The sequence below is a fragment of the Fretibacterium sp. genome (assembly GCF_057312375.1).
The window spans coordinates 1-11,401 of record NZ_DBHLDX010000059.1 but is presented as its reverse complement, the minus strand read 5'-3'; the positions used below and the strand labels follow the sequence as shown (position 1 = coordinate 11,401).

At 65.5% G+C, this 11,401-nt stretch carries 9 protein-coding genes and 1 tRNA gene; all 10 read right to left on the bottom strand.

Going from position 1 to position 11,401, the window contains the following annotated elements; genetic code table 11:
• Nucleotides 1-328: 328 nt before the first annotated feature.
• On the bottom strand, nucleotides 329-883 hold the full coding sequence (gene pth / locus ACO41U_RS08395) for an aminoacyl-tRNA hydrolase (RefSeq protein ID WP_485943114.1): 555 nt from the start codon (nucleotides 881-883) through the stop codon (nucleotides 329-331).
• A 23-nt stretch (nucleotides 884-906) separates the two neighbouring features.
• Nucleotides 907-1,557 (bottom strand): 50S ribosomal protein L25, encoded by a 651-nt coding sequence (locus ACO41U_RS08390; protein ID WP_298778841.1) that lies wholly within the window; start codon nucleotides 1,555-1,557, stop codon nucleotides 907-909.
• Between the two features lie 114 nt (nucleotides 1,558-1,671).
• Nucleotides 1,672-2,631, bottom strand: coding sequence for a ribose-phosphate diphosphokinase (locus ACO41U_RS08385; RefSeq protein WP_485943112.1), 960 nt, complete (start codon nucleotides 2,629-2,631; stop codon nucleotides 1,672-1,674).
• 24 nt (nucleotides 2,632-2,655) lie between these two features.
• On the bottom strand, nucleotides 2,656-4,002 hold the full coding sequence (glmU, locus tag ACO41U_RS08380) for a bifunctional UDP-N-acetylglucosamine diphosphorylase/glucosamine-1-phosphate N-acetyltransferase GlmU (RefSeq protein WP_298778859.1): 1,347 nt from the start codon (nucleotides 4,000-4,002) through the stop codon (nucleotides 2,656-2,658).
• Between the two features lie 91 nt (nucleotides 4,003-4,093).
• Nucleotides 4,094-4,167: transfer RNA gene (locus tag ACO41U_RS08375), tRNA-Gln, on the bottom strand.
• Between the two features lie 125 nt (nucleotides 4,168-4,292).
• Nucleotides 4,293-5,192: a J domain-containing protein gene (locus tag ACO41U_RS08370; protein WP_298778847.1), complete on the bottom strand. Its 900-nt coding sequence runs from the start codon at nucleotides 5,190-5,192 to the stop codon at nucleotides 4,293-4,295.
• Nucleotides 5,193-5,245: 53 nt separating this feature from the next.
• Entirely contained in the window at nucleotides 5,246-5,734 is a 489-nt protein-coding gene (locus tag ACO41U_RS08365) for a QueT transporter family protein (RefSeq protein ID WP_485943110.1), read from the bottom strand.
• A gap of 114 nt (nucleotides 5,735-5,848) precedes the next feature.
• A complete protein-coding gene (locus tag ACO41U_RS08360; RefSeq protein ID WP_298778853.1) occupies nucleotides 5,849-6,619 on the bottom strand; it encodes a GNAT family N-acetyltransferase in 771 nt (256 codons plus the stop codon).
• A gap of 2 nt (nucleotides 6,620-6,621) precedes the next feature.
• Nucleotides 6,622-10,002 (bottom strand): coiled-coil domain-containing protein, encoded by a 3,381-nt coding sequence (locus ACO41U_RS08355; RefSeq protein WP_485943108.1) that lies wholly within the window; start codon nucleotides 10,000-10,002, stop codon nucleotides 6,622-6,624.
• Nucleotides 10,003-10,229: 227 nt separating this feature from the next.
• Nucleotides 10,230-11,401, bottom strand: a 1,172-nt coding sequence (locus ACO41U_RS08350; protein WP_485943106.1) for a flagellar hook-basal body complex protein, incomplete at its 5' end; no start/stop codon positions are given.

The following is an 11,401-nucleotide window of genomic DNA, read 5'->3' as shown; positions in this document are numbered from 1 at the left end:
CAAACGGAGGGTATCCTTCAGCGCTTCCTTAAGCGTTAAAATGGGGCTACGCCCCCCTTCGGGGAGCCTTCCGGCTGCCGTTCGCCCTTGCTCACGGGCCGTCAGTCCCAATCCCCACGCGCTTCGCGCGGCCTGATGAAGTTTCAGGCACTGAAGGGAGCCCATGCGGTTGACAGTTCTTAACGACTTAATCAGTGTTTCCCTAAAAATTATAGCGATGGAGCGCGCGCACGTCCTCTTTGTTTTCGCCTATTTCAGGCTCGGCGGGAGGTAAGAGAAAGGGGACGGGCTGCCCCGTCCCCTCGACACACAAAAGAACCCGAAACCCTCAAGGGGCCGCAGGGCCGTTCACCTTCGACATCGCCTTCTGAACGCCCATGGTGAGCCACGCCTCGACGGCCTCCTCCACTCGGTCCAGAACGGATGGCAGGAGCTCACGCTCCTCGGCGGTCAGGTGCCCCAGAACGCGGCTCACCATGCTTCCCGGACCGCTACCCAGGCCGATGCGCAGGCGCGGGACCTCCAGCGTTCCGAGGGCGCCCAGGACGGACGCCAGGCCGTTGTGCCCGCCCGCGCTGCCCTGAGCCCGCAGCCTGAGCCCCCCATAGGGAAGCGCCAGGTCGTCGTAGACGATCAGGATGTCCTCCGGGGCAAGCTTGTAGAAGTCGAAGGCCTCCCGCACCGACTGCCCGCTGAGGTTCATGAAGGTCAGCGGCTTCAGGAGGATGCCGAAGCCGGCGCGCCAGAACTCCCCGCGAAACTTCAGCTGCGGCTTCCCCAGGCCAAGGCGCTGCGCCAGGTGGTCCACGGACATCCAGCCCATGTTGTGCCGCGTGAAGGCATACTCCTCTCCGGGGTTGCCCAGCCCCGCTATCAACTTCATGGGAGCTCAGTCCAAAGGGGTGTCTACTCGGACTTCTCCCCGTCGCCCTCCGCTTCCTTAGCCGCCTTGCCCTTGGCCACGACCTCGACGTCAGCGGGCTCCTCGACCTCCGTCGCCACGGACTCCCCGACGCCCCTCGACATGACGACGACGGCCACGATCTCGTCCGGGTCGGCCTTGAGCTCGACGCCCTCCGGCAGGGCCAGGTCGCGCACGTGGATGGCGTCGCCGATCTGAAGCGCGGAGACGTCAACGGTGAGCACGTCCGGGATGCTCATGGGCAGGGTTTCCACCTCCACCTCCCGCAGCGTTTCAAGGACGCCGCCGTCCTTGACGCCGGGCGCGCTCTCGCGGCCGAGGACCTCGATGGGAATGTTGACCGTGATCTTGCGGCCCTTGATCAGGCGCAGGAAGTCCACGTGCAGGGGGCAGTCCGTAAGGGGGTTGACCTGCACCTCGCGGATGATGCACATCTCCTCCGTGCCGTCCGGCAGCGTCACGTTCAGGCGCATGGACTCCCAGCGGCCCGTGGCCAGGATGCGCTCAACGTCCCTGGTCTTCAGCTTGCCCTGGACGGACTTCTCCATCTGGGGCCCGTAGAAGATGCAGGGCGTGTACCCCTTCTTGCGAAGCCTCCCGTTCGCTCCCTTGCCGGTTTCTTCTCTGGGCTCCATCACTAGCGTTACTCGCTCAGACACACTCAACAGCTCCTTTGCACACTCAAAAGTACTCCGTCCCCTGCGGGGACGGGCAGGACAAGATTATACAACAGCCCTGGAACTTTCGGGCTAATTGTCGAAGAGGCTGCTCACGGACCGCTCGCTGTGGACCCTCATGATGGCCTCCGCGAAGAGCGGCGCGATGGACAGCTGCTGCACCTTGGAGGAACGCTTGGTCTCCGGCATGGGGATCGTGTCGGAGAAGATCAGCTTCTCGATGACGGACTTCTCGATGCGCTCCATCGCAGGCCCCGACAGGACCGCGTGGGTCGCACAGGCGAAGACCCTCCGGCAGCCCCGCTCCTTCAGGCCGGCGGCCGCGTTGCAGATCGTGCCCGCCGTGTCGATGATGTCGTCCACCAAGATGGCCGTCTTGCCCTCCACCTCTCCGATGATGTCCATGACCTCCGAAACGTTGGCCACCTCGTGAGAGCGGCGCTTGTCCACGATGGCGAGGTCCGACTTCAGCATGATCGCGAAGCTGCGGGCTCGCGAAACGCCTCCCACGTCGGGGGAAACGACGACGACCTCGCCCTTCGGGATATCCTCCGACAGGCTGTCGCGGAAGTAGGAGGCGAGGAGGGGCATCCCGGTCAGGTGGTCGACGGGGATGTCGAAGAAGCCCTGAATCTGCCCCGCGTGCAGGTCCGCTGTGATCACGCGGTCCACGCCGCTGTGGGTCAGGAGGTTCGCGACGAGTTTCGCCGTAATGGGCTCGCGCGGCTTGGTCTTGCGATCCTGACGGGCGTAGCCGAAATAGGGGATGACGGCGTTCACGCGGTAGGCCGAGGCCCGCTTGAAGGCGTCCGACATGATCAGCAGCTGAATCAGATTGTCGTTGGCCGGCTCACAGGTGGGCTGCACCACGAAGACGTCCGCGCCCCGCACGCTCTCGTCCAGCGAGAGCCCCAGCTCGCCGTCCGAGAAACGATAGTGCCTCGCGGCGGAGAGCCGGACGCCCAGCTCGCTGCAGATGCGCTTGGCAAAATCCGGATGCGCCGTACCCGAAAAAATCTTGAGATCCTTCATTCCTGACACGCTCCTACCCCCTGCTCAATCCTTAGCCCTGCGGGATGCCCAGCCGTCGATGTTGCGCTGACGCGCGCGCCCCACGCCCAAAGCACCGTCGGGAACGGGCTCCGTGATCACAGACCCCGCGGCCGTAGCCGCGCCGTTCCCCATGGTCACGGGAGCCACGAACATGGTGTCCGAGCCGACAAAACAGTGATCCCCAATCTTCGTCGGATGTTTTTCCCTGCCGTCGTAGTTGCAGGTGATCGTCCCCGCGCCGATGTTGACGCCCAGACCCAACGTCGCGTCGCCGAGGTAGGACAGGTGCGGCACCTTGCTCCCCTGCCCCACCGTGGTCTTCTTCAGCTCCACGAACTTTCCGGCGAAGGCTCGTTCCGCAAGACAGCACCCGTCCCGAATGTAGACGAAGGGCCCGGCCTTCGAGAAGTCCTTCATCTCGCTGTCCTCGATCAGCACGTGGGCCGCAAGCGTCACCCCGCGGCCCAGCACTGCGTTCGTCAGGATGGAGCCGGATCCGATGAAAGACCCCTCGCCCACCCGACTGCACCCCCAAAGCTGGACGTTCGGCATCAGCACGACATCCTGCGCCAGCTCGACGTCCGGGCCGATCCAGGCCGAGGCCGGGTCCGTCATCCTCACGCCGCGCTCCATCCAGAACGCCGCGATGCGGTCCCGCATCAGGGCCGAGGCATGGGCCAGCTCCGCCTGCGTGTTGACGCCCATCATCTCCTCCTCCGGCATCGGGTAGGCCTCGACGCGACGCCCCTCCTCCGCCATCAGAGACAGGGCGTCCGGAAGGTAGTACTCGCCCTGCGCGTTGCGGTTCCCGATGCGCTCGATCACGCCCCTGAGGGCGCTCGTACGAAAGACGTAACAGCCGGCGTTCACCTCGTTCATCCTGCGCTGCTCGGCGGAGGCGTCCCGGTACTCCACGACGCGCACTCCCGACTCGGTGCGGAGGACGCGCCCGTAGGCCCCAGGGTCGCGTGCGACGAAGCTGATGACGGCACAGTCCGGCCCCTCCGTCCGACAGCGTTCCAGCAGGGACCGCAGGCTCTCCGGCCTCATCATCGGGAGGTCCCCGTTGAGGACGACGACCGTCTTGAACCGCTCCCACCAGCTCATCGCCGTAAGCACCGCGTGCGCCGTGCCCAGCTGCTCCCGCTGCCACAGGACCTCAACCTCCGGGAAGCGCTCCTTCAGGTGCGCCTCGACCTGATCACCTCCCGAACCGACCAGGACCGCCGTCGCCTCAGCGCCGCAGCAGGCGACGCCTCGCAGGAGATAATCCAGCATCGGCCGGTCCAGCACCGGATGCAGCACCTTGGGAAGCGCGCTCCTCATTCGAGTGCCCTTTCCCGCGGCCATCACAAGAACGCCCAAGTCCTTCACGCACTCACCCCACTCGTGGACGGACAAAAAACAAGCGGGATATCCCCCGCTCGTCAGGAATTCAATTTGGCTGGGGTGGCTGGATTCGAACCAGCGATGACGGAGCCAAAGTCCGTTGCCTTGCCGCTTGGCTACACCCCAAACGTACATCAGGACGCCGTTTGCAGGACGGCACCGACAGCATGAAACAAGTTATTATTGCCCAAAGCCCCCTGAACGTCAAGGTCCGGTCACGGCCCCATCGCAACTCCGATGGGGGCAAGGCGTCACTCGCGGGAGGCGATCAGCGCCAGGAGGACACAGATCAGGGCGTAGGGTCCCCCCCACATCAGGCCCCCCGACTCCAGGGGGAAGAACCAGGGCGCCCACCAGCCATAGAGCACGCCCAGCGAGCAGGATGAAATCGCGGCCGCGACGGGAGGCCAGTAGTTCTTCTCCGGGGACTCCCGTCGCAGCCAGAAGAGCAGCCCCCAGAAGAACAGCCAGAACGCACTTCCGAAGAGCAGCGAGGAGATGAACGCCTTCAGCAGGGTCCTTGCGTCAAAGGGCTCCGGCAGCAGGAAGAGGGCCGCGGCCATCAGGAGCGGAAAGGACAGGAAGAGCGCCCACGTGACAATCTTCCTCTCAAAATAGCTGCTGAACTCTTCCTGCTGCTTCCGACGCCTCCCCTCCGCTGCCCGCTGCCGCTCCGTTTCCCGGTGGGAGGAGCGGATCACCGTCTCCCAGGGCCTGTGTGGCGATTGAAAGCTCGCTCCAGCTCCGGCAGCGCCCTGAGGGCGCTGGAACCCGGGCCTCTGCGTCCCCGTGGCCTGCCCCTGAACGGGCGAACCCTGTCCCTCGGAGGTGAAGGGAGACGAGGGCTGAGCGGAGTAGGACGGGAAGGGGGATTGGGCGAAGGGGTTACCTCCTCCCATAGTCCCGCCGCCATAGGCGTCCCCTCCCTGTTGGCTGAAGCCAAGGCTTTGATCGTACATGCGGCGGGTGGCGGGCTTTCGGAGAACGTTCCACGCCACCAGGACCTCCTCGAAGAGCTTGAGGGCTTGGGGACTGGCGTTGACGTCAGGGGCATAGAGCTTCACCATGCGCCGGAACGCAATCTTGATCTGCTCTGCGGAAGCCGTCGGCTCGACGCCGAGGATCATATAATAATTTTTGTAGGTATCCAAGGCACACTTCCTCCTAAAGCTGCAATTTCTGCCGACGGTCCCGACCGTTCTCCCTAACGGCCGGATGGGATGCCGGCGCCGTGCCTCTCACACAGGATGCCCTGCCGCATGAGCGCTCTCATCAGGGGAATCCCCACCAAAAAACAGGCGCCAGCCTCCCCCGCTCCGACGTAGAGGATGGTCAGCCCCAAGGGGACCTCCGCGACGAGGTGGAGCATGCCGCCGACCACGATCGCGTTCACCAGCACGGGCGATAGGGCGCCCAGCCACAGGTTGGGGGCCCTTCGTGTCAGCACCGCAGCCAAGAGGGTGGCGCAGGACCCCGCCGCCATGTCGATCAATCCGTACCCGCCAAAGGCGTTGGCCACAAGACAGCCCACAAAGAGCCCCGGCACCGCCTCCGGCAGGTAGAGCGGGAGGAGCGTCAAGGCTTCTGCGACACGAAACTGGACCGGCCCGTAGGACAGGGGGGCCACCACGACGGTCAGGACGGCGTACAGGGCGGCGATCATCGCACCCGAAGCCAGAGTTCTCGTCTTCACGCTCAAACCACTCCCTCGTCCTATGCACTAGCCTTGATATTATATAGCGTCAAGCGGAAATTTTCGCTTGTTTTTCAAGAAAACACTGGTTTCGTAAGATGAATCAGCGTTTTCTCAAAAAACGTCGTCGGAGTTGGAGAAGAGGGGGATCGCCCCGTGGGCCTCGAAGCCCGCCGCCCGATAGAAGGGTACGCCGGCCGGCGTCGCCTGGAGGACGATCCGCTCCGCCTCCAGTTCCTTCGCCGCGCGGAGGACCTCCCCCATCATGGCCATGGCCGCGCCGCGCCTGCGGTACCCCGGCAGCACCGCGAAGTAGTACACGCCGAGCGACGCCTCAAAGGAGGACAGGAGAAACGTCCCCACGGCCTCCTCTCCAGCCATGGCCATCCCCAGCCTCAGCGGGGAGGCCGCCATGGCCTCCGCCCCGTTCAACACAGACACCGGAACGGGAGGCTCGCCGCCAAAGGCCAGCCACGCGACGCTCGCCCATCGCAGCGCCTCCTCGCGGGTCCTCACGGTCCGGAAGGTCAACTCCTTCCCTCCACGTTCCGGGGCGGCGCCCGCGGGGAGGCTCATCGCCTCAAGCCGCCCGGCCTCCTTCAGCCCCACGCCACGCAGCGCTTCCGCCGCCCCGCAGTCGCCGGGCAACGGCCACACGAAGGGCAGGCCCCTCTCCCCAAAGAAGCGCAGGGCCGCCTCCGCCCGCTCTGGCGTCACGAGGTCCGGCGGAAGCCAGACCCAGTTCTCCGACGCGGATTGAGAGCGCGTGGAGAGGCAGAAGCCCCCCTCCGGCGCCAGGTCCATGGCCTCCGAGGCGGAAAGCCCCTTCAACGCACCCAGGAAGGTCCCAAGGTTGCTCCATACGGCGCCAAAGCAGTCGTTCATTTTCAGTCCCCCTGCGTCCATCGGGTTCCCACGTCGGGGCAGAGCAGCACTCGCTCCTCGTCCCGCCTCAAGGCAGAGATCAAACCATTCAGACGCTGCAGTCCGTCCGGACTCGCGCCCTCAAGCTCCGCGTCCAGGAGCCGCAGGTCCACTTGCTCTCCCGCGGTGAACAGGTCCGACAGCCCCCAGGCCAGAGAGAGGGCTGCAGCCTCCGCCCCGGGGCTCAGCGTCAACGGGGCCTCGCCAGGCGTCAGGGCTCTCATGCCGGCCTCGGCGCGGCGGACGTTGGCGCACTCCAGGAGCGCACTGAAGACCAACTCGCTCAGCTCGCGCCGAACGTCCCCGCCGCTCAGGCTCAGTTCAAGGTCCCAGAGGCGCGGGTGCAGCCCTTCGCAAAACTCCCGATACTGCTTCACCGCCGCCGAATCCCTCGGCAGGGCGAGGCAGAGCTCCCCTGCCCGGCGGTTCAGGTCCAGCAGCCGGCGAAGGAGGGCGTCGCCGTCGCCCAGGGAGGTGCGAAGTCCGCCCAGGCGCGACTGTAGTTCCATCTGGAGGGACTTCGCATTCTCCCGTGCGGCGGTGAGGTCCAGGTCGGTCTGCGCCAGCTCTCCCAGGCGCCTCTGAAGGTCCCGCCGCTCCTCGCCGGACAGACAGGCGGAGATGTAATCGTTCTCGTTCTTGAAGCCAACGGACAGCATGTGCTTGCCAAAGGTGATCTCGCCCCTTTGAAGTTCCTCCCGCAGCGTTGCCAGCCTCGTTTCCAGTTCGTGCAGCGAGGCCATGATCTCCTGAAGTCGGGCGCTGCCCTCGGACCGTGCCAGGCGGCGGGCCTCGAGCTGCTGCCGCAGGTCCTCCACGTCTCGCTCCATGCGCTCCTTCTCCGACGCCGGGTCCTTCGAGTTGAACAGGATGATCCGCTTCTGCTGCAGGCTGTCCCGCTCCGCTTCGACGGTGCGCAGCTCCCGCATCAACTCCTCCTTCCGCAGCTTGAAGGCATCCTGCTCCTTTCTGACGGCCGTCGCGGAGGCCTGAGCCGCGGAGAACTGGCGCTCCAGCTCGTCGCGACGCGCCGCGTTCTCCCGCCACTCCGCGGCGCGGACCTCCAGAGCCCTGACGACGGATTCGGGATTCTCGTCCGGGATGCTCTTGTATCCGTAGGGGGAGAGCTGGGCGATCAGCTCCCGACGCAGCGCGTTGAACGCCTCCTCCTGGCTGCGGCTCTCACCCTCGACCCGCGCCTCCTCGGACCGCTCGCTCTGAAGTTGGAACAGCGCCTCCTGGTGGTAGCGCGTCAGTTCCTCGCGGCTCTCGCGGATCCGCGCCAGCTCGTCCGCCGCGGCGTCCCGATCGCGCTGCGCCGCCGAAGCGGCCTCCAGAGCGTTTCGCGCGCGCTGAAGCTGGTCACGCACCTTCTGGCGCACGCGATCCAGCTCCTCAAGGGGCGGGACCCCCACGTTGAACTTCAGCCCCAGCGCCGCGACGCTCTGCGTGATGATGTCGCCCAGCCGCTCCAGGTCCTGTCGCAGGTCCTCTTCGCCACGTCCGATGGAGGATATCTCGCCGACGAGCCACCCCGCGCGGGACTGCCGGCCCTTGAGCTCCGCCCTCAGCTCCTCCATGGCCTTCATGGCGTCGTTGAGCTGTCGGTTGACCTCCTCCGCCTCCGGGACGGCGGTTCCCGACGCATAGGGGTGCGTCATGGCACCGCACAGGGGGCAGGGAACTCCGTCCTCCAGGAGCTCCCTCATGCCGCTCAACTCCTCCATCCCCTGAAGCAGGCGGACGCGCCCCTCCAGTTTCTGGACCTCCTCCTGCAGCGCCTCCGCCTTGCCGGACTGCGTCGCGTCCTGGATGTTCAGCTCTCGCGTTTCCTGCTGCATTCGCAGACGCCGGGCCTGAAGGCCCTGCAACCGCTCCTGGAGCTCCTGTTCCTCCCGGAAGCGCGACGTCAAACGCTCGAGCTCCTCCAAGCGCCGGACGAGCTCATCGCAGGAGCTGCGCCACTCCTCAAGCGACTTCCCCTTCAGAGAGGACTCGTAGAACGTCTGGGCCCGCTGATAGTTTTTCTCCACCACGGTGAACCGGTGCGCCACGTCGGAGAACATCGCCTGACGGTCGTTCAGCGCCGTCTGGGCCTCCTGTTTCTTCCGAATAGCCAGGGCGTAGCTCTCGCGGGAGGCACTGCGCCGCTCCAGGGCTTCGCGGTAGAGGCCGAAGCACTTCTGTATTCCCTGCAGGCCCGTCGCGAGGCGTTCGTCGGAGGCGTGGAGCTGAAGGGACTTCCGGACCTCCCTTAGGGAAAGGCTCAGCTTCTCAACCGCCAGCTGCTCGTCCTCAAGCCGTGCCGTCCGCTCTCGAAGCTCCTGCCCCGCCTGCGACAGCTGGGCCTCCAGCCTCTGAACCGCCTCCTGTCGGTCCCGGAGCTGGCGGTCCAGATCCTGAACCGCCAGCGCGGTTTCAGCCAGGCGCTTCTGAGCGATCAGGCGGTCCCGAAACTCCGACTCCTTGACGGTGAAGGCCTCCTCAGCGTTCTGAAGTTCCGTCCTGGCCGCCGTCATGCTCTCCTTCAGAGCCAGCTGCGCCGTGCGGGCCTGGTCCTGCTCCTGGCGCATCCGCCGGATGCCCTCGTACTCATCCCCCAGCTCCAGGGCCCTGCGCCCGCGGTCCAACCGCTGCTCCATCGGCAGAAAGAGCGCCTTCTCCCGCTCCCACTCCCCGCGCCGGCGGTCCAGCTCCCGAACCTCCTCCGCCGCGCGTCGGGCCAGAAAGCCGCAGTGCACCTCCCTGGCCCTGCGGTCCAGGAGGGCCTCCACGCCAGCGATCTCGTCAAGCGTCCGCGCCAGCTCGTCGCCTGCGGCCTCAGTCTGAGCGACGGGGAAGGCGCCGCGGCGACGAAGCCCCTGATACCTCCGCCAGGACAACGCGGAGACCTCCCCTCGCAGGGCGGGCCCCGCAAGGGCGTCCAGCAGGGCCGCGCGGTCCAAAGAGGGGGCGATCAGGAGCGAGGCAAAGCCGCGCTGGGCCAACAACACCTGATGCAGGAACGCCTCCGGCGGAAGGGAGATCAACTCCTCTACCCCTCCGTTTCCTCCCTCGGCCCTGGCCGGCGCGGGGCCCTCCGGCCGGAGCTCGCGCGCAACGCGGCGGCGCGTCCCCTCGGCTTCAAAGAGAACCTCCACCCTCCGGGGTTCCTCCACCTCGAGGGCCCTGGGCCACGCAGCGCCGTAAAGCGCAAGCCCCAGGATGTCCGGCAGGCGCGGGTCCGCGTGCAGGACATCCGCGGCAGCCGGCTCATCGAGGTCCAGCAGCCAGCCCTCCGCGCCTGCGGCAGGGGCCGCGGACGCCTCAAGCCGCTCGAATTTCACCTGAAGGATGTGTATCAAGACAAAGGGCCTCCTCTGGAAGTCTCCGAACGGGGCACCGGTCAGCGGAAGAATCGCGGTGGAAGGATGTGCCCCAAACGACTTTTCATTATAAACCATCCGCGGAAGTTCGGGGCAAAAAGCGAGATGACGGGGCCTTCGGACAGCGGCCTTCGACGTGAAAGCGGGCGCAGACGAAAAGGGCGGCCCCTCACGGGGCCGCCCGGTTTGTCTTGTGGGGGTGCGGATCAGCGCTTCAGGTTCACGACCTCCTCAAGGATCTGGTCGCTCACCGTCACGACGCGGGTGTTGGCCTGGAAGCCGCGCTGGGCGATGATGAGGTGGGTGAACTCCTCCGTCAGGTCCACGTTCGACATCTCCAGGTTCTGGGACAGGATCGAGCCCTTGCCATTGACGCCAGCCGCGTCGATATTGGCGTTTCCGGAGTTCACCGTCTCCTGGAACATCGTGTCGCCGGCCTTCTCAAGGCCCTGTTCGTTAGCGAAGGTCGCAAGCGCCACTCGGTACATGGGGAGGTTCTGGCCGTTGGTGTACTTGCCCGTGATGGTGCCGTCGCCGCCCACCGAGTAGCCCTCGAGGACTCCCATCTTGTAACCGTCCTGGTACACGGCCTTGGTGGTGGTCTCGGAGGCGTACTGCGTCACGCCCTTCAGCTTGTCGCCGTCGCCACCGAAGTTCAGTTTGATCTTCGAGTTCGTCATCCCCTTCAGGCTGAAGGGAATCTCGATCTCCTGCTCCAGAGGATCGCAGATGGGGCCACAGCCACAGAAGGCGATCTCCCCGGACGAAGGGGTCGGGACGATGGCGCTGGAGTTCCCCGACGAGCTTCCGGTGCCATCCTCACAGTCGGGGCCCGACTGGACCTGCTTGCCGTCCTTGTCCAGTAGGAACGCCTCCCAGCGCCAGCGGTTCTCCGTCAGCTTCTTGAAGTTGACCTCCAGCGTATACTCGTTGCCCTTGCAGTCGAAGATCATCTGCTTCGTCTGGTGGTAGCCGCCCTGGTTGATCTGGGTCAGGGTGTCGAAGGGCTCCTTGGGGTCCGCGAGGTCCTTGGCCTGCTGAACCGCCAACCCAGCCCCATTGCTGACGACCGCGATCTTAAGATTATCCGCGGTAAACCCCGCCGGGAAGGTACCCGTTATCTTCTCGACAAAATCGAACTTGCCGTCTGGCTTGAAGTGAACCGTGGCCGTCAGGGGAACCATTCCCGCCCCGCCCGCGTTGGGATACCACATGCGCAGGGTCACCGGCGTCCCCGAAAGCTTGCTGGGGCTTTCATCGAACTCGGCGATAACAGGGGTCGCGTCTGCTCCATTCTTGAGGGTGAAGGACGCGTAACGCATATCGGCCTTGAGGTTGTACTCAAAGACCGTCGCTCCACTGGGATTTTTGATCTTCA